At 40.1% G+C, this 26543-nt stretch carries 22 protein-coding genes; all 22 read right to left on the bottom strand.

Annotation, left to right across the window (positions count from 1 at the left end; genetic code table 11):
• Nucleotides 1–123: 123 nt before the first annotated feature.
• The 22 genes from L0M98_RS10850 to L0M98_RS10955 all read right to left on the bottom strand — a co-directional run bounded on the left by L0M98_RS10850 (nt 124) and on the right by L0M98_RS10955 (nt 26212).
• On the bottom strand, nt 124–2073 hold the full coding sequence (locus L0M98_RS10850; RefSeq protein ID WP_099293589.1) for a polysaccharide biosynthesis protein: 1950 nt from the start codon (nt 2071–2073) through the stop codon (nt 124–126).
• Between the two features lie 11 nt (nt 2074–2084).
• A complete protein-coding gene (gene rfbC / locus L0M98_RS10855; protein ID WP_099293591.1) occupies nt 2085–2630 on the bottom strand; it encodes a dTDP-4-dehydrorhamnose 3,5-epimerase in 546 nt (181 codons plus the stop codon).
• Nucleotides 2631–2695: 65 nt separating this feature from the next.
• The gene (gene rfbB / locus L0M98_RS10860; RefSeq protein WP_227215869.1) at nt 2696–3748 is read right to left on the bottom strand and encodes a dTDP-glucose 4,6-dehydratase; all 1053 of its coding nucleotides are present in this window, start codon (nt 3746–3748) and stop codon (nt 2696–2698) included.
• Between the two features lie 56 nt (nt 3749–3804).
• Nucleotides 3805–4677 carry a glucose-1-phosphate thymidylyltransferase RfbA gene (gene rfbA / locus L0M98_RS10865; RefSeq protein ID WP_227215870.1) on the bottom strand — a complete coding sequence of 291 codons (873 nt, stop codon included), beginning with the start codon at nt 4675–4677 and terminating at the stop codon, nt 3805–3807.
• A 34-nt stretch (nt 4678–4711) separates the two neighbouring features.
• A complete protein-coding gene (locus tag L0M98_RS10870) occupies nt 4712–6001 on the bottom strand; it encodes a nucleotide sugar dehydrogenase (protein ID WP_099294686.1) in 1290 nt (429 codons plus the stop codon).
• A gap of 50 nt (nt 6002–6051) precedes the next feature.
• Entirely contained in the window at nt 6052–6450 is a 399-nt protein-coding gene (locus L0M98_RS10875; protein ID WP_099293596.1) for a WbuC family cupin fold metalloprotein, read from the bottom strand.
• Nucleotides 6451–6595: 145 nt separating this feature from the next.
• On the bottom strand, nt 6596–7567 hold the full coding sequence (locus L0M98_RS10880) for a Gfo/Idh/MocA family oxidoreductase (protein ID WP_099293597.1): 972 nt from the start codon (nt 7565–7567) through the stop codon (nt 6596–6598).
• 150 nt (nt 7568–7717) lie between these two features.
• A complete protein-coding gene (locus L0M98_RS10885) occupies nt 7718–10366 on the bottom strand; it encodes an alpha/beta hydrolase family protein (protein WP_237961688.1) in 2649 nt (882 codons plus the stop codon).
• Nucleotides 10367–10372: 6 nt separating this feature from the next.
• Nucleotides 10373–10777, bottom strand: a complete 405-nt coding sequence (locus L0M98_RS10890; protein ID WP_099293599.1) for a lipocalin family protein — start codon at nt 10775–10777, stop codon at nt 10373–10375.
• 151 nt (nt 10778–10928) lie between these two features.
• Nucleotides 10929–12065, bottom strand: coding sequence for a Wzz/FepE/Etk N-terminal domain-containing protein (locus tag L0M98_RS10895; protein ID WP_227215872.1), 1137 nt, complete (start codon nt 12063–12065; stop codon nt 10929–10931).
• 1 nt (nt 12066) lies between these two features.
• A complete protein-coding gene (locus L0M98_RS10900; protein ID WP_227215873.1) occupies nt 12067–14433 on the bottom strand; it encodes an SLBB domain-containing protein in 2367 nt (788 codons plus the stop codon).
• 147 nt (nt 14434–14580) lie between these two features.
• Nucleotides 14581–15552 carry an MraY family glycosyltransferase gene (locus tag L0M98_RS10905; protein ID WP_227215874.1) on the bottom strand — a complete coding sequence of 324 codons (972 nt, stop codon included), beginning with the start codon at nt 15550–15552 and terminating at the stop codon, nt 14581–14583.
• Entirely contained in the window at nt 15549–16451 is a 903-nt protein-coding gene (locus L0M98_RS10910; protein ID WP_186976333.1) for an NAD-dependent epimerase/dehydratase family protein, read from the bottom strand. The genes L0M98_RS10905 and L0M98_RS10910 overlap by 4 nt, the downstream gene beginning before the upstream one ends.
• A gap of 325 nt (nt 16452–16776) precedes the next feature.
• Nucleotides 16777–17856, bottom strand: coding sequence for a glycosyltransferase family 4 protein (locus L0M98_RS10915; protein WP_227215875.1), 1080 nt, complete (start codon nt 17854–17856; stop codon nt 16777–16779).
• Complete coding sequence (locus L0M98_RS10920; RefSeq protein ID WP_227215876.1) at nt 17853–19364, bottom strand: lipid II flippase MurJ; 1512 nt, start codon at nt 19362–19364, stop codon at nt 17853–17855. The genes L0M98_RS10915 and L0M98_RS10920 overlap by 4 nt, the downstream gene beginning before the upstream one ends.
• A 49-nt stretch (nt 19365–19413) precedes the next feature.
• Nucleotides 19414–20226, bottom strand: coding sequence for a glycosyltransferase family 2 protein (locus L0M98_RS10925; protein ID WP_227215877.1), 813 nt, complete (start codon nt 20224–20226; stop codon nt 19414–19416).
• A gap of 53 nt (nt 20227–20279) precedes the next feature.
• Entirely contained in the window at nt 20280–21203 is a 924-nt protein-coding gene (locus L0M98_RS10930) for a glycosyltransferase (RefSeq protein WP_227215878.1), read from the bottom strand.
• Nucleotides 21204–21206: 3 nt separating this feature from the next.
• Complete coding sequence (locus L0M98_RS10935) at nt 21207–22205, bottom strand: glycosyltransferase family 2 protein (protein ID WP_227215879.1); 999 nt, start codon at nt 22203–22205, stop codon at nt 21207–21209.
• Nucleotides 22206–22287: 82 nt separating this feature from the next.
• Nucleotides 22288–23238: a glycosyltransferase family 2 protein gene (locus L0M98_RS10940; RefSeq protein WP_227215880.1), complete on the bottom strand. Its 951-nt coding sequence runs from the start codon at nt 23236–23238 to the stop codon at nt 22288–22290.
• Between the two features lies 1 nt (nt 23239).
• Nucleotides 23240–24130, bottom strand: a complete 891-nt coding sequence (locus L0M98_RS10945) for a glycosyltransferase family 2 protein (RefSeq protein ID WP_227215881.1) — start codon at nt 24128–24130, stop codon at nt 23240–23242.
• Between the two features lie 10 nt (nt 24131–24140).
• A complete protein-coding gene (locus tag L0M98_RS10950; RefSeq protein WP_227215882.1) occupies nt 24141–25250 on the bottom strand; it encodes a hypothetical protein in 1110 nt (369 codons plus the stop codon).
• Complete coding sequence (locus L0M98_RS10955) at nt 25247–26212, bottom strand: hypothetical protein (protein WP_227215883.1); 966 nt, start codon at nt 26210–26212, stop codon at nt 25247–25249. The genes L0M98_RS10950 and L0M98_RS10955 overlap by 4 nt, the downstream gene beginning before the upstream one ends.
• Between the last annotated feature and the right edge of the window lie 331 nt (nt 26213–26543).

The raw sequence follows: 26543 nt of genomic DNA on the forward strand, positions 1-26543 counted from the left end.
TTCGCCGTACTCCCTCTATAAACAGAGGGAGAGCTGAATTACTCACCGTCTTTGGTTAGAGTCATCAACTCCTCCTCTGTTTATAGAGGAGGTGGCTGCGAAGCAGACGGAGGAGTTTTTAATTTATACATTTTCAACTATTTTATCAAACTTCTCGAACTCGGAATTTTTACTGACAAACTCCGGGACGATGTCTTTCATCATCTTTACCATCTCCGGGATATTCACCAATGCTGCCAATTCATTCAATACATCCAACTCTTTGGCAACTTCCTTGTAATTATACTCTCTCACCTTGGCTACCCGAATTTTATCGTGCGCCGTGGGCAAAGTATTCTCCTTATTGCTCAACAACTCCTCGTATAGCTTTTCCCCCGGTCTTAATCCCGTGTATATGATAGAGATATCTTTATCCGGATTAAAACCCGACAATTCGATCATCTTCCGTGCCATATCAGCTATCTTAACCGGACGTCCCATTTCAAATATATAAATCTCTCCGCCTTTTCCCATGATACCCGCTTCCATCACGAGTCGGCAGGCCTCCGGTATCGTCATAAAATAACGGATGATATCGGGGTGCGTCACCGTCACGGGACCTCCATTACGAATCTGTTCCCTGAATCTCGGGATTACCGATCCGTTAGAACCTAACACGTTCCCGAACCGTGTCGTGATAAAACGTGTGATTCCCTCGTGTTCTCCATCCCGGATAGCGACACTAAGGCTTTGCACGTAAATTTCCGCCAAACGCTTGGAAGCCCCCATCACGTTCGTGGGGTTCACCGCCTTATCCGTCGATACCATGACAAACTGTTCTACCCCGTAACGAACGGCATGATCCGCCACGTTCATCGTACCGTACACGTTTACCCGTACAGCCTCACAGGGATTCAACTCCATCAAGGGTACGTGCTTATACGCTGCCGCGTGGAACACAACCTGAGGACGATAATTCCGGAACACGAAATCCACCCGTTCCTTAGATCTCACGTCGCCTATCACCGGCACAAAACGAGTGTTAGGGAATTTATCCGTAAATTCCAGTTGGATGTTATGCATCGGCGTTTCGGCAGAATCAAAAAATATCAATTGCTTTATATTGAAACGAGTCAACTGACGGCACAATTCGCTTCCGATTGAACCCGCGGCACCTGTCACCATAACCACTTTCCCGTCGAGTCCCTCGCCGATCTCTTTCATACTAATCTTGATCTCGTCACGCCCCAACAATTCTTCCAGACGGATTTCTTTCATCTGGGGACGAGGTAATTGCCCGTCATTCACTTCTTCCACGGATGGCAATACCAACATTTCCATTCCCAACTTCTGGCAATAATTCACCAACCGTTTCTGTTCTTCCTGTGCTGTCCGATAATTAGGAAACACGATCCCTTCTATTCTCAATCGCTTCACCAAACGGCTGAAAGCTTCTTCCCCCGTGACGAAATAAACGTTTTCTCCCGATAAACGGTAATGTTTATAACGTTTCCCTATCGTGAGGTACCCCGCCACCTTGTAAGAGGGTAAAAAACTATTGGACACGGCATTACTCAATGAAGCACTGCAATCATCCATACCATAAATCAACACCCGTTTCTGTCCCCCGTTTACCCGTACTTTCAAGAAATCATACATAGTCACGAGCAATACGCGAACAGATACCAGAGCCACCGTCGTTGTCATCATATCCAAGATTCCTCCCAGTATCAGACGCCAACCGGAAATCTCCGGGTATATCACGTGTACCAAAGGATACAAAATCACGACTTTCAATAACATGGCTATACCTAGTCGCCATGTTTCCCGTAAAGTTGTAAAACGCATCACCATGCGATGCGAATGTAATACGGCAAAAGATAACGCGCTGATTATCGCCGCAAAAATAGCCAGCCACCCGACAACAGACCAGCTTACCGGCTCTTCTCTCACGAAACGGACGAACCAATAGGCAAAGACCGTCACCCCGGTGGATATCAGCACATCACACCCCATCACGATCCAACGGCTAAGATAACGTGTGTGCACGATCTTGGCAGCCAATCCGTTCTGTCCAAATAAAAAATTCTTCATTCTATCCTCTTTTACAACAATATCGCTTCCCGAAAATTCGGATGCTTCTTATCTTTTTCAGACAAAATTAAATCTTCAGCCGGAATCTTCCAATCTATTCCCAGTTCGGGATCATCGAAACGTACAGCCGCCTCATGTCCCGGGGCATAAAATTCGTCACATTTATATTGAAATATCACCTCATCGCTCAATACCACGAAACCATGCGCGAATCCCTTCGGGATGAAAAACATCCGTTTGTTCTCCTCGCTCAACTCCACGACCGCGTGTTTGCCAAGTGTAGGTGAATCCTTCCGCATATCGACAGCCACATCCAATACCTTGCCTTTCACTACCCTCACCAGCTTTGCCTGCGTGTAAGGCGGTAATTGATAATGCAATCCTCTCAATACCCCGTATTTGGATTTGGACTCGTTATCCTGCACGAAATTGATTTCGCTCACGTTCTCGTTGAACCATCGAGCGGAATAACTCTCGAAAAAATAACCGCGTTCATCTCCAAATACCCGCGGTTCAATAATAACCGCCCCCTCAATTTCCGTTTTTATTACCTTCATTACAATTGAAAATTGAAAATTGAAAATTGAAAATGTAACATGCATTTCCAATCTCAATTTAGTAATTATACATGGTACATTTCCTTGTAATAATTCATGTACTCTCCACTAGTTACATTATCCAACCAATCTTGGTTTTCCAAGTACCATTTCACGGTCTTCTCGATACCTTCCTCGAACTGCAAAGAGGGTTCCCATCCCAATTCTTCGTGCAGTTTCGTGGAGTCGATAGCGTAACGCAAATCATGTCCCGCGCGATCGGTCACGTAAGTGATTAATTTTTCGGAAGCACCTTCCGGACGTCCCAGAAGACGGTCGGTCACTTTGATCATTACCTTGATCAAGTCTATATTTTTCCACTCGTTAAAACCACCGATATTATACGTGTCCCCGATTTTTCCTTGATGGAAGATTAAATCTATGGCACGGGCATGATCTTCCACGAACAGCCAATCCCGCACGTTCTCACCCGTTCCGTATACCGGAAGCGGCTTATTGTGACGGATATTGTTAATAAACAGCGGAATCAACTTTTCCGGGAACTGATAAGTTCCGTAATTATTCGAACAGTTCGAAATCTTCACGGGCAACCCGTAGGTATCATGATAAGCCCGGACGAAATGATCGGAAGAAGCCTTTGATGCCGAATACGGGGAATGAGGATCATACTTTGTCGTTTCCAAGAAGAAGCCTCCATCCGGTTGCAAAGAACCGTATACTTCATCCGTTGAAACGTGATAGAACAACTTATCATCAAAATTACCGTCCCAAGCCAATTTAGCAGCTTGCAACAAACTCAGTGTTCCCATCACGTTTGTCTGCGCGAAAGAGAACGGGTCCCGTATCGAGCGATCCACGTGGCTTTCTGCCGCCAAATGTATAACCCCGTCAATATGATATTCAGAGAAAATCTCACGCATCCGTTCGAAGTCACAAATATCCGCTTTCACGAACTCGTAATTCGGCATATTTTCCACATCCTTCAAGTTAGCGAGATTTCCCGCGTAAGTCAACTTATCCAAATTGATAATACGGTAGTCCGGATATTTATTTACCATTAACCTTACCAAATGGGAACCAATAAACCCGGCTCCACCAGTAATTAAAATATTCTTCATCAGCTATATAATTTATCTTTAATAATACGACACACGCAACCTGCAACTTGTTGAAATTACTCCAGTAATTTCAACAAATACTGTCCGTATTGATTTTTAATCATGGGTTGGGCTAATCCCTTTAACTGTTCTGCTTCAATCCATCCTTTACGATAAGCAATTTCTTCCAGACAGGCAATTTTCAAACCTTGGCGTTTTTCAATCACCTCCACGAAAGTAGACGCTTCCGCCAATGAATCATGAGTACCCGTATCCAACCACGCGAACCCGCGTCCCAACAACTGTACCTTCAAATCACCTTTCTCCAGAAAAGCCTGATTCACGGTAGTGATTTCCAATTCACCGCGAGCGGACGGTTTTATTGTCTTCGCCACTTTCACGACCTCGTTCGGGTAAAAATATAAACCGACCACGGCATAATTGGACTTCGGTTGTTTTGGTTTTTCCTCGATACTCAAAACGTTCCCGTCCTTATCAAATTCTGCCACGCCGTACCGTTCGGGATCATTCACCCAATAACCGAATACGGTAGCTTTGTTTTCTTCCTTGGCATGTTTTACCGCGTCCAACAGCATTCCCGTGAAATGTTGGCCGTAAAAGATGTTATCTCCCAACACCAGACACACGGAATCATCACAGACAAACTCCTCGCCGATAATAAACGCCTGTGCCAACCCGTCCGGACTCGGTTGTTCCGCGTACGTGAAACGCACCCCGTAATCGGAGCCGTCACCCAACAGACGCTCGAAGCCCGGTAAATCTTGAGGCGTTGAAATAATTAAAATATCCCTAATTCCCGCCAGCATCAATACTGAAATCGGATAGTAAACCATCGGTTTGTCGTATATCGGCAACAACTGCTTCGATACGCCTTTGGTAATTGGATATAACCTGGTCCCGGATCCACCGGCTAATACAATTCCTTTCATATCTTCTATTTATGACGCGAAGTTATCATTTTATTTATAGGCTCCAGTATTTCATCTGATGAATTTTTCCCCGGTAGATACCTTTCACATCCCCGAGCACGGCATGTTCATAAGTCAATCCCCGGAAATACGCTTCGTCCAAATCTATATATTCTTTATGAGAAACGGCAACAATTATCGCGTCATAGTTCGCTCTCGGCTGTTCAATCAATGAAAAACCGTATTCCCGAAGAACTTCTTCCGGATCGGCATGCGGGTCTGTAACATCCACGTCAACCCCGAAATCTTTCAACTCGTTCACGATATCCACCACTTTTGAATTACGGATATCCGCCACGTTCTCTTTAAACGTGATACCCATCACCAGCACCCTCGCTCCCAGTATATTCTTGCCCATGGCGATCATTCGCTTCACGATTTTTTTGGCAATATACCCGCCCATTGTATCGTTCACGAACCGCCCGGCATTAATCATTTGCGGGTGATATTTCAATTCTTTTGCCTTGTGTACCAAATAATAAGGATCGACACCTATGCAATGTCCCCCGACCAAGCCGGGATAGAACTTCAAGAAATTCCATTTTGTCCCGGCAGCTTCCAGTACATCATACGTGTTGATTCCGATACGACTGCAAATAATAGACAATTCGTTCATCAAGGCAATATTGACGTCCCGCTGGGTATTCTCGATAATCTTACCCGCCTCGGCAACTTTAATACACGGGGCCCGATGCACCCCTGCTTTCACCACCAACTCGTACACTTTCGCCACGGTTTCCAATGTTTCCGCATCACCGCCGGACACTATTTTCACTGTATTCGTCAACGTGTGTACCTTATCACCGGGGTTAATCCGTTCCGGGGAATAACCGATCTTGAAATCCACCCCTGCCCGTAACCCGGAAACCTCTTCCAGAATCGGAACACAGTCCTCCTCCGTGCAACCGGGGTAAACCGTGGATTCGTATACCACGTAATCGCCTCTCTTTAACGCTTTTCCCACGGTGCGGGATGCTGACAACAAAGGAGTTAAATCCGGTTGGTTAAAACGATCTATCGGGGTGGGCACAGCCACGATATAAAACGATGCTTCCCGCAACACGTCTACCGAAGAAGTAAACTCGATGTCCGTGTTCTCGAATGCCTCCGCACCTAATTCATCACTCGGATCTATATGTTCCCGCATTTTTGCCAAACGCACCTCGTTTATATCAAAACCTATCACAGCAATCTGCTTCGCGAACTCCAACGCTATCGGCAACCCCACGTATCCCAACCCAACCAACGCCAACTTCGCCTCCTTATTTATCAACTTGTCAAACATAACCATAATTTAGAATTTAAAATTTAGAATTTAGAATTATCTCGATCATTCTAAATTTCCAATCGGTCTTTCGGTTCGATAGGAGTGTAAGGCCCGTCTTTCACCTCGAATATCACGGTGTCCTTCTCCATAACTTCCAGCGTGTGCCATTGCCCGGCAGGAATATGAATACCATAATTTCCCTCCGACGGAGCAAGTTCCACTTCTTCCGTCACCCGCTTGTCATCATCATAAAAATACACGCGAATCCTTCCGCGGAGCACAATATAAGTTTCCGCCGTCATACAATGACGATGAACAGGCAATTCCGTTCCCGGTTCCAGTGCATTCAGCAAACGTTGCGCTTTCGCATCCAATGAATCATGAAAATTATAATTCATCCGCAAACGCTCGCTTTCCCTCGCCTGCCGGGATACTTCATCCAATAATTCGTTATCTATTATCTGCATATTTTATTCGCCTTCGGCGAGTTACAAGTTACAGGTTCACAGGTTGCAAGTTCATTTCAACCACATGAATTTTACCGTTCCTCACCACATTATATATCATTAAAACCAGTAATCATTCAATCTAAAATTTAAAATCTAAAATCAATTATCGGTTCCACCCGAACGGATGTTTCGCCAAAGGCAACTTTGCCAACGGGTGATAATCACCTTTCAAGCCGATCGGGGTAGCGTGCCGAATATCATGCACGATACCGATACAATTCCGGGCTTCCTCGATGCGGAATCCGTTACCCGCCAGAATCTGACGGAAACTCTCCGTGTGCAACTCCGTGAATCCTTGACTAAACTCGAATTCTTCCCCCTCGATTTGTATCGAGCGGAATGTCCGTTTCTCTCCCTGCACGGCATTCTCCGGCAGATTATCGGCGTTGATACTCAAGAAATAACGTACCCGTGCTTTTTCCAGTCCCAAAAAGCCTGCTACCCGGTCGTGACTCATCACGTGCACGATATTCTCTTTCACCGGACCGAATATCCATGATAACATATCATAAAAATGCACCCCGATATTCGTGGCCACACCTCCGCTCTTGCGTTCGTCACCTTTCCAACTCGTGTAATACCAGTTCCCCCGGGAAGTAATATATGTCAAGTCCACGTCATACACTTTATCTTTCGGTCCCTCGTCAATTTTCTTTTTCAACGCCTTGATTGAATCATGCAAACGCAACTGCAAAATCGTGTACCCCTTGTGTCCCGTTTCCCGCTCCACGTCTTCTAGTGCATCTATATTCCACGGGTTCAACACCAGCGGTTTCTCGCAAATCACGTCCGCCCCCAACCGCAAACCGTAACGGATATGCGCGTCGTGCAAATAATTCGGTGTACAGATAGAAACCATGTCCACCCGATCGGTCGTTTTCTTCAACTTGGAACAATGCCTGTCAAACAACTCCATCTCCGTGAAGAAAGAACAGTTCGGGAAATAACTGTCCATGATTCCGACACTATCAAACTTATCGTACGCTGCCACCAAATTATTCCCCGTGTCTTTGATCGCACGCAGGTGTCTTGGGGCTATATATCCTGCTACACCGAAAATTGCAAAATTCTTCATAATCTACTTTTATTTTATACCGTCCACCTCATGTAAAATTGGGACTTTCAAAGTTATAACTTTAATAAGTTTCTTCAAACGAAACCAAAGAATTTGAAATAAAAAAATCCATGCACCCTGCATGGATTCTTTAACCCCACTATTTAATGATTAAAAATCATACTTCTGGTCGTATCCCCGCTCGTGGATATTAATACCCTCTTTCATCCACCGGGGCATAGGTTCATTCTTGAGATAGTGATTGAAAAATTGTTCCATCCGTATCGTCCAGTCCTTTTGTGCCGGGCGTGCATTCAAGAAATGACCTTCCCCGACATAATTCAACATCCATGCCGGACGTTGCAGACGTCGCAAGGCAAGAAAAAGATTTCTACCGTCATAATAGGAAACAGCCCCGTCCTTATCACAATGGAAAATCAACGCCGGGGTATGAATCCGATCGGCAAACAACAAGGGTGAATTCTCGATATACCCCTCCAGATTTTCCCACAAGGTAGTCCCCATGCGACATTGCCAATCCTCGTACATCAACATACAAGGGACACCGCTTTCTTCCCGGATCCCGGTATAGACAGAGGTCAGGTTGATCAAAGCTGCACCGATATTCACGCAGGTGAACATATCGGTTCTCGTCACCAGATACGCGGTCTGAAACCCCGACCAACTATGTCCCTGCAAACCTACCCGTTTCGGATCAATGATTCCTCTGTCAATCAAAGCTTTTGTTCCGCTCACAACCGCATTGTAAGAACTTTTCCCCGGGTTGCCTATCTCGAAATAAACATCCGGTTGAAATACAATATATCCCTTGCTGACATACGTGGGGACGTCAATCATAGCGTGACTCAACCCGGGCACGGGATGAAGGTGCATCTCGGGAGTATGGGTTTCATAGAATGTCACTATCGTCGGGTAACTCTTGTTCTTGTCGTAATCATCCGGTAGATAGAGTAATCCTTGATTGACTTTCCCGTCATAATTCGTCCACTCCACCTGCTGCACCGTTCCCCATTTATAATCGGCCCGTTGCGGGTTGACATCCGTGACCTTCCGCATCTTCCTGAACGAGGGATCGATAATCCACAAATCCCGGTCTTCATAGTAATTCTGTTTCGTGCACAACAACGTATTCCCGTCGGCAGACTGTTGGGTAATCGTCAACATAAAAGCACCTTCAATCTTAGGTGCAAGTTTTCCGGACGGGGACAACGCCCAGACACCCGTATTCTTTGTCGTCCAATCCGTAGACATGACACGATTCTCTCGCTCCATATCCACTTGAATAATATCCCAATCGATATTAAACAAACGGAATATCGTGTTACGTTTACGCCCTTCCTCGCACGTCCAACAATACGTTTTTTCTCCGGTCAAGTCTACTACCCAAATATCGAAACGATCATAAACAAGAAGCCGCCTCCCGTCCTTACTCCATCCCGCTATACCGTAAGGCGGTGCAGGATTCGGGCGATCGTACAATTCGTCGTGTAACGGGTAAGGAATTTCATCGGTTAGCACCCTGCGGTTTAACGTACCCGGTTCCAGTACTACCCATGAACGCTTGCCGTTATCGTAATAGAGTAAATAATCCCCCTTGGGACTCCAGTAAATCCGGCGAGTCAAAGATTCCGCCACCAATTGGTGCTCCGCGGTAACCAGATTCACCAGATACAAATCAAAACGAGTGTCATGCAGCCAGTCCCGCTTGTTCAGATAAGGCTTTTCATCCTTCTCGTAAGCATAAACAGGAGCATCCGTATCAGGCATATACAATTCCGGGTGACCTGCCTCACAAAGTTGTATACACCCGCCGCCCGCCGCGTCCGATATAAACCGTTCGGGAGTGGGCACGGCTGGACGATACCCGCTTATCGCTTGTTGCGAGGGAATCACCGGATCGTTCCAACTCCAAAGTTCAAGGGTAAAACCCTCGTCTTTCTCCCCCTTGGGCTTTGCAGCTTTCGGAGTTTTGTGTTTCTCGAATATAGAACGTTTCGATTTTCCCAATTGTCGCACAGACCGCATATTCACGTCCATTACTTCTATCCGGTCCGCATCCAGAAGTTCCGTCACCCGTTTGTCTTTCAATGAAAAAGTATAATATCCTTTCTCACCTTCATCCCCAGCAAAATAAAATCCGCCGTCCTTTCCCCACTCGTTGAAATAAAAATGCTCCAACCGTTTCGTGGTATCCCGATACAGGCATTCGTACTTGCCCGCCTTATTCCGTGAACCGAAATAAATCGTATGGCTATCGGCTTCCCGCTTCAGGTAGACAATCTTCCAATCCTTATCGTAAAGGCAATAAGTGCCGACACCCGTCAAAACCAGACTATCATTCGTCTGTATATTTTTCACGACCAGCGTATCATTCGTTTGATACGCGGCCAAGGGGATAACGGAATTGAGTTCCACACCCTCTCGCAGACAGACCTCCTTCTTGTTCCGCAAACAACGCGCCACACGAATCACATCGTCACCTTCCTTCTTACCGTAAACAATCCACTCGCCCCCGGCAAAAAACTCGGGAGAATCCGGACACTCCAAAGTGCTCGTTCTCCCGGTTTTTACATCATAGAAATAATAAATATTTCGGGCAACCTTGTTTGCCGCATCATTATCGAAATACATGTACCGGTACATTACCCACTTCCCGTCGGGCGACAACTTGTAGCTGTCAACCCTCCGCCACTTCCGGTAAGCCTCTTCATCTAACACCTTTTTCTGCGCTAAACAGGCAAAGGAAACTAAAAACACATGAATAAAACAGAGAATAACGATATATGATAAACGGCACATAGTCTTTTACTTTTGAGGGGTTACTCGTTCTTTGATAATTTTGGTGTTCAAATACAGGAACGCGATACGCGGCGGTCCGGCACTCACGAGCAAAGAGAGGCTGTCTGAGCTCAACTGTGTAATTTTCTCTTTCGTCAAGTACTCTTCTCTCGTTCCGTCATCCTCGATACTTTCCCCCTTAATGATCAGATACCCCTCCTGAATCTCCCAAGTTTTCAGATCCAGACTAGGGATATTGATACTTTCACAAATACCACCTTTCTTGAAACGGAATCCCTTCAATTCTCCCGTGGACTGGTAGGTGTAAGGATTACACCACTCTCCAAGCAATTTCTTTTCCATTTCCTTCTGGGGGTCTGTGGCACATGCGACAAACAGGAGTGTCAGACCGATGTAGATTAAATTCTTCATGTTTCTAAATTTAAGATTTTACTTTTAATACACATCTTAATTACACGACCTACACGGAAAAGGATTAACACCATTCGAAAAAAAATCACGAGGGCGGAAAATAAAATGTTCTCCGCCCTCGTGATTTTAATTACAGCCCCTCAGCTCCGGACTATTCTTTTATCCATTTCTTCAATTTATCATTCCCGAACGTGTTAGCCAAAAACGGTAATCCCAACACCACACCTATTCCGGCAAAACCACCCAAGAATGTAAAAAGCACACATATCAACCCTCTTTTGGGTTTCGAGCGTTCCACGGGAACCACTACCGGCTCAACAACCGTTAATATAGGGGTTGTTTCATTCACGGCGATTTCAGCCTGTTCCAATTGCTTCGCCAATTCCGAGTATACACTATAGGCAAGATTATACTCGTTAGTCAACATATCCTCCCTCGTCTTGGCCACAGCCGAAACAAATCCTTTATTGGCATCCCGGAACTTGGCAAGTTCATCCTGCCTTACCTCGTAACGTTCTTTCGCCTTATCATATTGTTTTTGCACGAAGTCCAGATTCGACTGCACCTTCTCAATCTTGAAACGAGTGATGTACTCTTGCAACAACTTCTGCGCTTGTTGTGCCAACTGTGCTACGGCTAAAGGCTCAGGCATAGAAGCAGACAACTGCACGTATCCGTCTTTATCATTCACGTTCAACGAAACAATCTTATCCAATATCTCGGCGACATCTTTTTCATCCTTCGAAAGCGATTGAATCGCCGAGCCTTGCTCCGCCATAATTTGTGTTGTATCTTCCCCTCGAATAGCGCCGATGATTACCCCCGGCAAACCAATCGTGTACTTTTTAACAACCCCGAAAAGACTGAATTTTTTATACTCGTCTTTCGTGTAATAATCAAACAAAGTAACAGGTTGTTCGTATTCCTCGAATTTCAATGGTGTCGCCATCAACTCCTTTTTAAAAGGGATACTTGCCAATATCTTGGGATAAATCGTCGGGGCAAGAACTTCCCCCCCACCCATGGAACCCAAATTAATACCCACCATCGAAGCCAAACCACTCAATCCGCCACTTGCTTTCTTATCTCCCACTTGCGGAACCATTGTACACCCTGCAGAATACTCTTTCGGACTAAAAAGAGCAACCAGCACACCTATCACCATAAAGACAACCGTGATCTTAATGATTAACTTACGGTTCTTCCACAATTTCCGGATGACTTCCACCAAATCAATCTCTTCATCTTGCGGAATCTGATTTGTCTGTCTTTTTATCTCCTGTTCCATACTACTTCGTGCTATTAAGAATTGATGTAACCATAGCGGCAATAGAAGTCGTCGAAGAAGTCAGACTTAATATTTCAGGTAAACCCAATCTATTCTTTCGCTCCAACTTCATCGGGACTATAATCTCACATCCCGGTTCAATTTTCGGATTCCGTCCCCCTCTCCGTACCGCCAATGTCCCATTCGGATAAATCACGTAAGCCCTACGCTTTTTAGCGTTCATAGCATATCCTCCGGCATTATCTATATAATCTCTCAACTTCATTTTATTCTTGTATGTAACCGCATTCGGGTACATTACCGCTCCACTGATTTTTACCGTATTCACAAAATTAGAAATATGCAAAACATCACCCTCTCGAAGTACCAAATCATCCTCTCCTCCCGGATTAGCCAAAGCTTTTTCCAAGTCAATACCAACAAAATAAGTCTGAGCTAAATCCAAACTTTCCATAGATATGGAATCACCTTCCGTAAATTTTGCCAACTTTTGGGCTGACGCCATCCTCATTCGTTCATCCTGATTCATCCGACGCTCCAAACGAGCGCCTCTCAGGTAAGCCTTAGATGTTATTCCACCGGCACGTGCCACCAAATCTGAAAGCCTATCATTAATAGATGTTTTCGCGTACGTCCCCGGATAAAGTATCTCTCCGTCAACCCTCACGTTCTGTTGCTCCCGGTATCCCGGCGAACGACGCACGTAAATCTCATCAAACGGTTCCAGAACGAAATTCTTAATACCATCCACCATCAACCCGTCCTTCAACGCGAACGTGAATAATTCCGCCTCTTCTGGTGCCTCGGTCGTACTTTTCGGTGATTTTATTCTTCGGGAAACATCCACTCGTACCTCGGATGCCGACTCCAAAAGTCCCCCGGCTTGAATAATTGCATCCTCTATGGTCATATCCTCCACGAAATTATATTCTTTCGGGTTCTTCACTTCTCCTCGGATTTGTATCACGTAACCTTCTCGCAAAGCGGTTTTCGAGGGGACATACAACACGTCATTCTTCCTCAAAACAATATCCTCAACTTCACCTTTTATAAATTTACCAAGATCTATTGCAAGAGCTTCACGAGTTAAATCTTCTCTCTCGCGATACAATATAGCCCGATTCAAGAAAGCATCCTCTCTTGGTCCCTCGGCTATCGCAAGCAAATCCTTCAAAGTCACAATCATGGGGTTAATCGCGTAATCCCCGGGACGGAATACAGCACCGGTTACAGAAACCTTATTTTCATATTTATTCAAAATTGAATCAACTTTCACAACATCCCCGTTTTCCATGATAAAAGAAGGGTATTCGTCACTAAAGAGCGTAAACATTTGATATTCGGTATCACCTTTACGACTCACGTTCAAATTCTTTTTATATGCATTACTGGAAAACCCTCCTGCGTACTCCAACAATTGTTCCAAACTTTCGTCATTTTTCAATTCATAACGCATCGGACGTTTTACATTTCCCGAGATCGTCACTATTTTTTGGTACGTACCGATATTTATCAAATCACCATCCTGCAAGGTAATATCAACACTATCATCACCCTTCATTATATATTCATACACATCAATATGTTTGAACGGTCTCCCGTTTCGGTACAATATTACATCTCGCAACGTTCCGACATTACTCACCCCGCCCGCAGAATATAACGCATGAAAAATAGTTGCCAACGACGGCAACGTGTAAGTTCCCGGCATAACGACCTCACCCATGACATTCACCCGAATACTTCGTATTTGCCCTAAAGAAAGCTTTAAAAAAGTCTTCGGGTCACCCGATATTAAATCCGAATAAATTCGCCCGAACACATTCGTCAAATAAGAAGAAGCTTCTTTAATCTGCTTACCATTCAAATAAATCGGTCCAATTCCCGGCACGTTAATATTCCCTTCCGGAGAAATCACTTGACGGATTGTAGTTTCCGAATTTCCCCAAATATCAACAATCACCTCATCTCCCGGTCCCAACTTGTAATTATCCGGTGTCGGAATATTCAAATTTGGTTCAAAAGTAAGATTCTTATTACTAAAAAGGTTCCTTCCGAAAACACTCGTTTTATTACCTTCAGTGACCAACACTACATCCCGGTTACCGACAGAAATAGTTTCCAATCGCTCCCGTTTTCCCTGTGCCAAACCACCTTGAGTAGCCTGATCTTTCTCGTAATGTTCTTTAATTCGCAAAACCTGTTCTTTAGTTACCCCCTTTTCTGCCAACATGACCACAATCTCATCTTGACTCTTGCCTTGAGCCTGTGCCTCTTTCACAGCTTCTACCACTTGTGTATCTGACATTTGGGCAAAAGCAAACCTCGATACGCCAAGTATTAGTACGATCAATATTAAAAATCTCATATTACTTTTTTTGAATGTTTTTACGCAACCATCCTCTCGGTTTACAGCCAAACCGCCCCCTCACGGGGCAAACCGTAAACCGAATAGCCGGATCGACCGCAAAGATACTGTATTAATTGAAAATGAAAAATGGATACGCGAAAAATATTACTTCTCTTCCAATAAAGCGTAATATTTACGACGCAACGGAAGATAAACCGCCACAAGCACCACCAAACTCACGATAGCGTAAAAAAGAGTATACGCCGGAGCATATTTCAAAACAAGCAAATACCCTCCCCCGACAAGCGCCTGTGTTGCCATATAAAAAAAAGATACCGACAAATGGGGAATCTTCGCCTCGTTAGCCAACAATTGATACAAATGCTTCCGATGCGGTTGTCCTATATTCTCTTTCAACATCAAACGATGAATAATTGTCAACACACCGTCAACCCCGTACACGCCCAATAAAATCAACACCGAAATCTCCCCCGTGCGCATGATAAAAGTCCCTAGCAGGAAAAGAAGTATAAAAGCAATAGCAACAGCCCCCACGTCACCGGAAAAACACCTCGCGCAAGTCCTGAAATTATAGAAATTAAATACCAACAATGACAGAATAACCACCGGAATAAAACCCGCAGGCGCAATCTGTATTACCCAAGCGTTTATCCCCCACAAAGCCAACAGTACAACCAAGCTATATCCCCCGGTAATCCCGTTGATGCCATCCATAAAATTGTATATATTCAGAACAGCCAAGCAAACGAACAAAGCCACAATCACGTATCCCCACGAAACCTCGTGCACCCCCAACTGCAACAACAAAAGCAACAAAGCAAAAGTCTGCACCAGCAAACGCAACTTCGCCGAAAGCGGATGCATATCATCCATAAAACTCACTACCGCCACCAACGTCAACCCGCACAAAAACCACGGGGCGAAAAAACCGAAAGTCAACCCGTAAACGAGCACTCCCAAATAAAAAATCACCCCGCCTCCTCGCAGGGTAATTGTATGATGGGAACTCCTCTCGTTAGGAATATCCATGATCTTGTATCTTTCCGCTATTTTAAAATAAATGTTCTCCATCACAAAAAGTAGAAGAAGAACAAACCCGTAAATCCAGTCTATCATTTCCTTTGCTTGAACGATTCAACCATCTCACGAATCCCGTCTTCCAAAGTATAACGAGGTTCATAACCGATAGAATTTAAAGCCAATTGACGATCTATCACAACATCACCCCACAACTTCTGATAAAGATCCGGGCGAATTTTCTCAACCATTCTCAAAAACAAAGACGGGGAAGGTAAATTAATCGTGTGAACACCCAACTGTTCTGAAATCACCTCTATAACATTACGTGTTGAATAGGGTTCTTTATCTGTCGGGTAGAAAATACCTTCAGCCTCTTTCTCCACGGTTAAATGGATAAACTCTATCAAATTCTTCACGTTAATAAAATCACGACGATTCCGAGCCGAACCGAACGGAAGCGGTATATGACGATTCACCAAACGAATCAAACGCATCATATTTCCCGGTGCCATACCACCACCATAAGCCATCGGGGGACGAATAATCACTGTCTTGAACTCGTGATCACTCATCGCCAACAACTCCTTATCAGCTTTCAACTTAGAACTTCCATAATAAGTCCTCGGCATTTCCGGTGTTGCTGTAGAAATACGACTGGCAGTACCAAACACGGCAATCGTACTCATTTGAATAAATTGACGAACGCCTGCCTGACGGGCTTTCTGAGCCAACACGCAAGCCATACGATAATTCACCTCATCATAAAGTTCCTGATTCTTCTCTTCCGGACGGTGTACGATAGCAGCAAAATTAATTACTGCGTCAAACCCGACGAACGACTCCACAGGCATATCCCAAAACGCCTTTACCACGATTTCCTTATCGTATCCTGTAGGACGCCGACTATAACAAGTTATCGAATCCACCGACTGGTAATTCCGAATAAACTGTCCAGCGATAAAGCTACTCCCTCCAATTATCAATATTCTTTTCATTCCTCGATCTATTTAAACGGCATAAAATCTTACTTTGTCCATTTTATGGACCCTAAACAATCTCCTTAATGCGTTATTCATTTTACCCGAAAAACGCCTCCTCGTTTTCCAAAGCTTGTTTACGTCGTGTAGACCTTAAATGTTTGATTTGTATTCATATAATTAATAATAGTGTGTTGTGTGTGTTGCTTTTTACTTTCAAGATGCGAAGATATGATAAAGGTTGCGTCAACAACGTGAGTTTTTTTGTTTTTAACAATACTATAACATTTACTTAAGATTCTCTTGGAAACATTTCAAGTTACTAAAACGAACTATCACTTTCTCAGCATTTTATCAATACATTTTTAAATTTACTATATGCTCTTTCCCAGGTAAAACCTTGAACATATTGATTCCCAGCCACAGCTAACCTAAAGCGTAACTCTCGATCTTCAATTAATCGAACCACATTCATCGCCAGAGCATCTACGTTTTTCACAGCACTAACCAAAGCCGTTTCCTCATGATGAGCCAACACAGCATATCCACCATTATCTGTACACGCAACCGCACAACCACATTGCATTGCTTCACCTACAGTCAGTCCCCATCCCTCAGAATGACTTGCACCAATATATATTGAAGCCTCATTATATATTCGATTAAGAATTTCCTTACTTGGCATCTGATAATATATATACCAGTCCGGAAGATTTTCTGGTCTAGGAAAAACTCCAAACAAATTTACGGTCAAATTAGAATATTGTCGTTTTACAATATCTAAAGCCTTAAAGGCATCTTGTGTACCTTTCCACATTAATTCATGATATAACATTACAATACGATCATGTTGACGCCCTTGAATTTCCTTACTTATATAGAAACAATCAAAATCAAATCCATTTTCAACAACATCGGCCACTTCACCTATTTCATGTGCAATATTCTCTAACCACGGAGCTATCACAACTTTATGTAATGGAGCCTTCCATGTAGCTATTAAACGCCTTTCATCGTTACAACTCCATTTTTCGTAATGCTGAATAAAATAAAACTTCTGCAAAGAATCAATCCCTTGATAATTCATCAAATACTCGGCTGTTTCCCAAGATGTTGCAATATAATAATCTGCCATTGGAATATTCTTCTGTTCAAGAGAATATACCCATTTTTGCTGAATCCGTTCATCCAACACAAACCATTTATCAGGTAAATATTCTTTTGTCTGCTTTAAATGCCAGTAATAATGCCTACGACGTAACCTATACACAAGAGAAAATTCTTCAGGAAACAATTGTGCCGCATAAACAATACACACCTGCAAACCATCTTGTACCAAACGGTTTGCATACTCGTATACAACTTTAAATCCTCCTACAGGAAGAGTCGCCGAACAAGGAAGTAAAAAAACTACACTTTTCATCCCATTTTCGTTTTAATCATCATGATATAATGCTTTAGATTAAATCCAAACAACCAACCTAATAAAAGTAAGGTTATGCACAAAAAAATACCTTGAAGCAATATTTGCAAAACTATATGCATTCCTTGCAAATAATAGTTAATCACTACTTGCACTACAATAAGCAATAGTAACAAAAACAAATAACGAAATATATACTTTGTGACATCTTTTTTATCCATCAATCGCAAATAATAATACATCACAATAGCCATTATTGTATGAGAAATAAAAAGTGCAATAACGAAAGTATAAATTCCCAACATTTTATAGAATAAAACATCAAATACAATCATGCTCACTTGAGCCAAGGCTCCGCATATTGCATACTTCTTCCCTTGATTTTGAGCTAGCAAAGAAAGCCCAAAAAAGAGGTAAAGAGAAACACTTATAAAAGCAATTCCATACAATTGTGTCAATAATGCCATATTTAATACTGTATCCATAGTTATTCCTCCTCTAAAATAAAAAAATGTATCTATCGGCAAGGCAGCACCTATAAGCAAAGGAAGTGTTACTGAAAGAAATAAAAAAACAACTTGTACATATTGCTTAAATACACCTAAAAAACCAACTTCATCATGATCCGAATAATGTTTCGACAAAACTGGAACCAACACGGAACTTAACACCCCAAGAAAAACTCCTAATAACACTTCTGTAAAACGACGAGCATAGTCAATTGTCGACACAACTCCAATTCCCATTAAATTCGAAATACTTTTTTCAACCACTGCATTACACTGTGATACAAAATAAGGAATAAAGAAAGGAATGGAAAAAATAATGAATGGCTTTACCGCTTTCCAAGAAAATAACAAAGGCAAACGTCCTATCTTTATTTGCTTTTTATGAATATAAAAAACAAGCACAAATAAAAGCGATAAAAGACTCAAATACATGGAAATAATCAACGAATCAATTCCAATCACAGGAGCAAGTAACAACAAACAGAGTATATGAAGAATTCCTGAAAAAAAGTTTACAATTTCTGGTATATAAAATGATTCATAAGCATTTAAAACGCTTGTTCCTATAACAACCAACTGATTGATAAGAAAAGTTGGTACCAACAAATATAGCATTTTAATAAAAAGATGACTATTCTCACTGGATACAGAAGGAGCAATAATACGCATCAGAAGGTCAGGAAAAAGCAGAATTAAAACAGAAATCACTATCGTTACTAATATCATAAAAGAAAGCAAAGATGCCGTCTTATGCAGGGCTTCACATTCTCCTTCTTGTTCTCGAAGAAATATAAATCTAGTCCTAAAAGTTTCATTAATAGGTCCCCACACCGCCAAATTAATAGTCGTTACAAATGCCACGACTAACAACCAAACATCCCGCTCTATCCCAATACCAAAATATTTAGCAGATAATGCCACGGTCACCACGGACATTGCCGTACGCAACAATCGCAAACCAAATAAATATGCTGAAACTTTCCTCAGGCTTTGGATCATATCATTTCAATTAAAATCAGCTAGAATATAATTAGTTACATCCATTTCACTATACCCGATATTGCTCTTTTATTTGACGATTTATTCTTTTCCGCTCCGAATCCAAAAACCATCCCCACTTATTCAAATAATAAATAGCAGCCTTTACGTGAATCCAAAACAAACGCAAATTCTTATGAGATCCCTTTTCGAAATCATGAATAATCGTTTGCTCCGGAAAATAAACAGTTCTATATTTTTGGAAAATCCGACGGTTTAAATCAGTATCTTCACCATACATAAAAATACCTTCATCAAACACACCTATTTCCTTTATTATTTCTGTCCTTAAAAACATGAAACAACCAGATAAATATGGCACATCCATTATCCTATCATACCCTGTAAAACGCATCTCAAACCAATAATCAATCTTAGCCCTTACTTTTTTGAAAGGAATAAACATTCGAATAATCCAATCTATAGGCGTTGGTAATAATTTGCACAAATACTGTAAATCTCCGTTAGGGTATATAATTCTAGGCATACAATTACCTATATTGGGATTCTCTTCCATAAATTTATACAAAGCCTCGATTGTCCCTTTTTTAAAACGAATATCAGGATTCAATACCAAATGATACTTACCAAGTTTAAAGGTATCTCTCATGATTATATTATGAGCTGCACCAAATCCTATATTCTTGTTATTAAATATATATACTACTCGAGGATCAGAATACCACTTACGTATTATATCATTTGGTGAATTGTCTACGAGATATAATCGAACATCCATTTCCGTATCAAGAAAACTATTCACCGCCGCATCTAATACCTCTTTTTTATTCTTATATATAACAATTGAAGCTGTAACTAACATATTTTTCATTATGAAGCACAAAGATAAAATAAAGATTTACAATTAAAAAATTATCACCTAGTCCGAACAACCTTCCTATTTTTGCAAATCCAAATCCATGGAAAAAATTTTATAATAAAAGTTCTTATATCAACAACATGTAACTTCCAAGCAATTTTCATCACTTGAAAAAACTTTCCAAATTGCAGTGCAAGAATCAAATAACGAAATATTTTAGTATTCTCAAGTTCTTGTATCGCTAATCTGCCCCGACCATATCTATCAACAACATATTGAACAATAATATCAACACTTTGATTAAAAGCCAAAACCTTTTGATAATTACTATTATTACTTATCGAGGTTGCCAAGTGACGGTAACCCGCTGTATAATCATCCAAATAAATTACATTAGAATGGGCACTTATTGATAACCAAACAGGATAATCAAAAGTTTTAAAATTTAACGAAATATAATCATCTATATTACAATACAAATCAAACATTTCCCTCGAAAACAACACAGTCACCGCTGCAACCATATTTTCTTTCAATAAACCAGAATAATCCACCTTATTTCTTGGAGTTTTTGAACGCCCTGTTTCATTCGAATTATAATCCATGATAACCCAATTTGAAAACACCAAACCACAATTATTTGAATTTTCTATTTTTTCTACCTGTTTCTGAAGTTTGAGCGGATCTATCCACTCGTCATCACTTTCCAATATAGCTATATATTTCCCTTTAGCCTGCCCAAGTAAGTATTTATAATTAAGCATTAATCCTTTATTCTCCGTATACTGAAAAAAATGAATTTTATCAGGATACTTTTCTGCATAAGCTTTGGCAACAATAGCCGTATTATCAGATGAAAAATCATCTCCTATCAACAACTCTACATCAAAACACACCTGTTGCGCAAGAAAACTATCAATCGCCTTAGCAATAAAAATCTCATGATTATATGTAGGCATTAATACACTTACTCGTATCATAAATCACCCTTTTTTATTAAAAAACTTTTGAATCCAACGATGTATCCTTGTTTCTATAAAAATAATTTGATAAGGGGCTCGCAAAACTTTGCGTTTTAAACGTATCTTCGTACTTTCATCTTGTGCCATATCTTGTATAACTGAAAGCAAATCCTTAACCTCCTCCATCATTTTCTTTTTTTCTTCAATTCTTAAGTTACTCTCATTTAGTATTGAAAAAGAATGAGTGTATAGCAAAGAAACAAAATAAGAATATAATAATGGATAAAAAGATTCAGGTATTTGTTTATATGCCAATTTCACATTTTCAGCCACAATCCATAAATAATCCCAATAATTTTTTTCTTTTTTATTTGACATGATGGAATTATTCCGAATAAAATATCTATACACACTTTCTTTTATAGAAACCATTCTGGACGCAGACACGGCCAATCGAAAAGAAAATAACTCATCCTCATGTAATAAACCATCCTTAAACCATAAATTCTCTTTTAAAAAAAAATCATGATTAATCAATTTAGCCCATGCCATAACATGCCACTTGCCATGAATATATGCTTCTAAAATTTCATCAGTAGAGTCCAAAAAAAACTCTGCCTGTAAAGAAGAATAATGTAAAGGTCCTAGAACTTCAAAATTGCCAATCAAAAAATCAACATTACCATATTCTTTCAAATAACTAGCAAATAGCTCCAATGCATTTAAGGATAACTCATCATCACTATCTAAGAAAAACAAATAATCACCCGTTGCAATCTTCACTCCTGAATTCCGTGCTGCGGAAAGCCCCTGATTTTTTTCATGGGTTACAATTTTAAAAATAATCTTTCCTTCATATTGCTCAAGGAATGATGCAACATGTATCATTGAATTATCAGGCGAACAATCATCAACTATAATACATTCTATATCATCATACAACTGATTTGAAACAGAATTAAGACAGTTCACTATATATTTTTCCACATTGTAAACAGGGATTATTATTGAAAACTTCATTGCAATTAATTTAATTCATTAAAACTTCAAATCTTCTCTATGATTGAATTTACATGCGTTATAACCCTACAATCTCCTATCATTAAGCATATCTCCACCTTCTAAATAATAATAACAACTTATACAAATTAATTCCCTTTTTGTACCAATACAATATCACACGATGAACTATACCAAAATATGACAAATACTCGTTCCGATAGAAAGATTTATAAATTCTCTCGACCAAAGGACTTCTGCTATCCGTTCCCCCTTGATTGCAGCTAGTCAACAAACAACGCAGATTTATAATTGCTATATCATCAAAACATTCTTGATACATTCCCTGCTTTTCGAAAAAATCGGTAATATATTCCGCAGCAATTAACGCATCTTTCGCATGCTTCAACGTCGGAGATTTAGTTGAAGCTCCCGGTCGCTGATAATAATGATAACCGTAATAATCGCTTTTAGCTATCAAACTGGAATAAAAGGCCAACTGCAACATTCCGGTCATATCCTCTGCCATACTCAACCCGTCAGGAATAACCATCTTTTTGCAAACTGACGTTTTTATCAACTTCATACATAGACTCCACAACTGCTTGCCATACGCTAATTGATGAATAAATTCTTTTGATGAAATCCTATCGAAACTACAAGACACTACCGCCTCGTCCTTGATGTCACTACTATAATAAACATTCCCTAAAACAATATCTGCTTCTTTGTTTTTGGCACATGAATACAAATGAGCCAAAGTTTCCCGTTCTAACCAATCGTCTCCATCCAAGAAAAAAACATAATCGCCTTTTGCTAACTCGAGTCCTACCCGTCGACAAGAAGTTACACCTCCATTTTCTTTATCTACAATTTTTATTCTCTTATCTTTTAAAGCGTACTTTTCTAATATCTCCAAAGAATTATCTTTACTGCCATCATTTATAACAATAACATCTAATTCACTATAAGTTTGTACAATTACAGAATCCAAACAACGTCCTATATAAGACGACAAATTATAAACCGGTATAATTACAGATATCTTATCCATTTCACTTACGCCCCTCCAAGCGCATTTGTCTTATTCCTTGTAAAGTACCTTTATAAAAAGAATAATTTCTCTCCATTAGACTTTTTATACCATTAACCATAATTAATCCGAACAAAACCCAATTCATTTTAAAAGCAGAACCTAAATGGTGTTTTTTATAAATATAAACGTAATTCAACACGTACTGCTTTCTATAATTACTTTGATCCTTATTGCTAGTAGATTCGTGTGCATGGAATCCCTTGAAGCTATCTAAGAAATATGCTTTAAAATGAGCATTAAATTGATGGGAAAAATCTGTATCTTCCAGATAAGCATAGTCTTTAAAATGCTCATCATATTGTATCTTCTCAAAAACACCACGTCTATACACGGAAAACCCTCCCCTTAAAAATCTAGCAACGTGCGATTTTGCTGAATCCAATGCTATCACCGGTAATCCTCCCGGAGTCAAAGAAGTTTTCCCAAAGTAAGAAGTAAAAAATAACTTTCCGAATACAAACTGGAACACCCGTGTGATAGGAGATGGTAAAATTTTCTCGGATAAAGCACCTGTTACTGCCTCAAAATCTCCATTTTGTACAAAAAAAAGTTTTACCCTATCCAACACTCCATCATAAAGATAAATATCATCATCTAAAAACATCACTAAATCACACGAGGCCCGCTTAATTCCATAATTCCGCTGTAAAGGTAACCCCGGTCGAGTATGATAATAACGAATGTTTGATTTGGCATTGGGGATATCATCCACACAAACCTCTTTAGGCTCATCACTACTATCGACAATGATCACTTCATCGTTCCCACTCAATTGATTTGCATACAGACCCAAATTATGAATCAATATATCTCTCCGATTTCGAGTACAAAGTATTAAGCTAATATTCATCAATACAAATTTATGCGTATTCTGTTGCTAAACAATCTTTCTTTTCTTTATTACTATAAATCAACGACAAAAATAGAATAAAAGACAATAGCGGGAAATAAAAAACCTCTAAAACATTACCTAATAAAAACAATGCAACAAACAGCAATACAAAATGTTTATCTAAATAGTAATAACACCACATTCCAAAAACAAACACGATCAATAAACAATTTATTCCCATTTCCAACAACATTTGAAGATAAGAATTATGCAAATTCATTTCTTTCGTTGTAATTTCACGCGTTTTCCCTGCACCTATTCCCCACCAATAATCATGATCAACAGCTAATGCATCAAAGGCCTCCAATTGACTTTCAAACCGCAAAGACAACGACACCAATTTTTCCGCCATATAATCATTCGTGGTATCAATATCCCTAACAGTTGTCAACACAAATAAAAGTCCGTAATACAACAAAAAAAACATCCCCGCAACAATTCCACCCCATATTTTTATATATACCGTAGGTAATTTCCACAAACTTTTTATTTGCAAAAGGAAAAATACTCCAACCATTGTTATAATCAAGGAAAGAGAGAGAGAAAGCAAAACTGCCCCGATTAAAAAGAAATTATACTTCCCTGTTGTTACCTTCAAATAATAAATATAACAAAACAACATATATGAAAAAAAATTCGAGTCCTCTATTATACCCGAAAAACGCATGAATCCGTAAGTTTCCACTCCTGCTGTCAAAGAAAACCCAAATACATTATATAAAAATACATCAATATAAATCAACAAGGCATTGCCTAAAAGAAAATAATGAAGCAGCTTACTAATTTTCAAATCATTTATTATTGGAAGAAAAAGTGTAAGCCAAACTAATGTTAATGTCTTAAATATACGATAAGCCGCTCCCCCATCATGAATTACAAAATAAAAAACACCCATCAAAATTGATGTAAATATATACAAGTATAGCATTTTTCTATGTTCTTTTGTTGAAGCCAAAAACAGACAAAACAAAACGCAACATGCAAATACTATATATATATTTGTGGCATAGGTAAAAACATAGAAACCTAAGACAAAAAAGACATTATACAATCCATTAAAAGAGAGCGCATTTTTCATCTAAACATCCCTTTGAGCAACAAACCGATTACACCGCAAAAACCAAAGAAAAATATACTGCCAAAAATAATTAATAAACTTCGAGGCTCACTCGGATAAGTAGGAACCGAAGCCGGTTCTATAACGGCAAACGTAGGTGATTCCTCCTGCGCTTTCATTTTTGCTTTATCAACCTCTTCCATCATTGAAACATACGGCTTATACATCGATTCAAATTCTTGTTTTAAAAAGGCTTCTTCCAAAGCCGAAATTGTAGATTTCTTTTTTTCATGAGAAGCAATATAATCCTCTAACTCTCGCTGTTTACTCTCATAATTTGCACGAGTTTTTAAAAGTAACTGTTCGTAAAATTGCACATCAGCATTTGCTTTATATGTCTTTTTTTCACGAACCAATTCTTGCATATCTTTAAATATTTCATTTGCGATTACAGCCGAAATCATTGGATCTTGCATCACAACGCTCAAATTCATGACTCCATTACGTTTATCCATTTGGACCTTAATATTCTCACTCATTCTTGAAACAAAAGTCATCTGCTCCGGAGCAAGACGAAACAAATTCACAGTATCAACATACAGTGGTTCTCCCTGTTTCCATTTGCGAATTTTTGAAGGTATATCCACAATTCCTTTCCACCAAGGAAATTTTTGCTCTTTCAAGATATAATCACGTAACATGATTGAAGAATCACCATTTAATCTAGTTACCTTGAAATCCCAAAAATCTAACAAAAAAGGTCTACTTTTTACTATATCTGAAATAAAATTACTGTTTTCAATTGTTGATTTATCCGGTACAATCTTCACAATAGTCGTGTAAGCTGTAGGAATACTCCAAGAAATAATCATCCCAACACCCCATCCTATACATAGGATAAGCAAAAGTTTTTTCTTACTATTCCATACTTTTTCAAACATAACTAAAGGCTCAATCCCTTTCAATTTATTTGTATTTTCCATCACTATTTATATAATTAATCTCTAAATAAATCAAGCTTATTCTAAACAATTTAAACTACAATTTATCAAATAAGCATATCTATAAAAGAAGCATTATTTGAATTTTCAAAGGTATAAAAATTAACAGTTTAAACAAACCTTTCTCTCAAATCATCGTAGATTGTAACTCTATTCCACCATTACAATTTATCCCATATTCCAAAATAACAATCTACCATAAATTCATAACTAAAAATAGCACCACACAAAAATAACAAACAAAATAACTCTCAATAGAATTTACCAAAATGTAAACCTATAGAGGAATTGAGTCATATACATGGGAAGATAA

Origin of the sequence: Butyricimonas sp. DFI.6.44, assembly GCF_022132345.1 — a bacterium.
Lineage (GTDB): Bacteria > Bacteroidota > Bacteroidia > Bacteroidales > Marinifilaceae > Butyricimonas > Butyricimonas muris.

Excerpts from the sequence above, each read along its gene's own strand:
- L0M98_RS10940 (WP_227215880.1), bottom strand. The coding sequence starts at position 23,238 with ATGGATAAGATATCTGTAATTATACCGGTTTATAATTTGTCGTCTTAT.
- L0M98_RS10890 (WP_099293599.1), bottom strand. The coding sequence starts at position 10,777 with ATGAAGAATTTAATCTACATCGGTCTGACACTCCTGTTTGTCGCATGT.
- L0M98_RS10935 (WP_227215879.1), bottom strand. The coding sequence starts at position 22,205 with ATGAAGTTTTCAATAATAATCCCTGTTTACAATGTGGAAAAATATATA.
- L0M98_RS10900 (WP_227215873.1), bottom strand. The coding sequence starts at position 14,433 with ATGAGATTTTTAATATTGATCGTACTAATACTTGGCGTATCGAGGTTT.
- rfbA (WP_227215870.1), bottom strand. The coding sequence starts at position 4,677 with ATGAAAGGAATTGTATTAGCCGGTGGATCCGGGACCAGGTTATATCCA.
- L0M98_RS10945 (WP_227215881.1), bottom strand. The coding sequence starts at position 24,130 with ATGAATATTAGCTTAATACTTTGTACTCGAAATCGGAGAGATATATTG.
- L0M98_RS10915 (WP_227215875.1), bottom strand. The coding sequence starts at position 17,856 with ATGAAAAGTGTAGTTTTTTTACTTCCTTGTTCGGCGACTCTTCCTGTA.
- L0M98_RS10880 (WP_099293597.1), bottom strand. The coding sequence starts at position 7,567 with ATGAAGAATTTTGCAATTTTCGGTGTAGCAGGATATATAGCCCCAAGA.
- L0M98_RS10930 (WP_227215878.1), bottom strand. The coding sequence starts at position 21,203 with ATGATACGAGTAAGTGTATTAATGCCTACATATAATCATGAGATTTTT.
- L0M98_RS10875 (WP_099293596.1), bottom strand. The coding sequence starts at position 6,450 with ATGCAGATAATAGATAACGAATTATTGGATGAAGTATCCCGGCAGGCG.
- L0M98_RS10905 (WP_227215874.1), bottom strand. The coding sequence starts at position 15,552 with ATGATAGACTGGATTTACGGGTTTGTTCTTCTTCTACTTTTTGTGATG.
- L0M98_RS10955 (WP_227215883.1), bottom strand. The coding sequence starts at position 26,212 with ATGGAAAATACAAATAAATTGAAAGGGATTGAGCCTTTAGTTATGTTT.
- L0M98_RS10950 (WP_227215882.1), bottom strand. The coding sequence starts at position 25,250 with ATGAAAAATGCGCTCTCTTTTAATGGATTGTATAATGTCTTTTTTGTC.
- L0M98_RS10885 (WP_237961688.1), bottom strand. The coding sequence starts at position 10,366 with ATGTGCCGTTTATCATATATCGTTATTCTCTGTTTTATTCATGTGTTT.
- L0M98_RS10925 (WP_227215877.1), bottom strand. The coding sequence starts at position 20,226 with ATGTTAGTTACAGCTTCAATTGTTATATATAAGAATAAAAAAGAGGTA.
- L0M98_RS10910 (WP_186976333.1), bottom strand. The coding sequence starts at position 16,451 with ATGAAAAGAATATTGATAATTGGAGGGAGTAGCTTTATCGCTGGACAG.
- L0M98_RS10920 (WP_227215876.1), bottom strand. The coding sequence starts at position 19,364 with ATGATCCAAAGCCTGAGGAAAGTTTCAGCATATTTATTTGGTTTGCGA.
- L0M98_RS10895 (WP_227215872.1), bottom strand. The coding sequence starts at position 12,065 with ATGGAACAGGAGATAAAAAGACAGACAAATCAGATTCCGCAAGATGAA.
- rfbB (WP_227215869.1), bottom strand. The coding sequence starts at position 3,748 with ATGAAGAATATTTTAATTACTGGTGGAGCCGGGTTTATTGGTTCCCAT.
- rfbC (WP_099293591.1), bottom strand. The coding sequence starts at position 2,630 with ATGAAGGTAATAAAAACGGAAATTGAGGGGGCGGTTATTATTGAACCG.
- L0M98_RS10850 (WP_099293589.1), bottom strand. The coding sequence starts at position 2,073 with ATGAAGAATTTTTTATTTGGACAGAACGGATTGGCTGCCAAGATCGTG.
- L0M98_RS10870 (WP_099294686.1), bottom strand. The coding sequence starts at position 6,001 with ATGTTTGACAAGTTGATAAATAAGGAGGCGAAGTTGGCGTTGGTTGGG.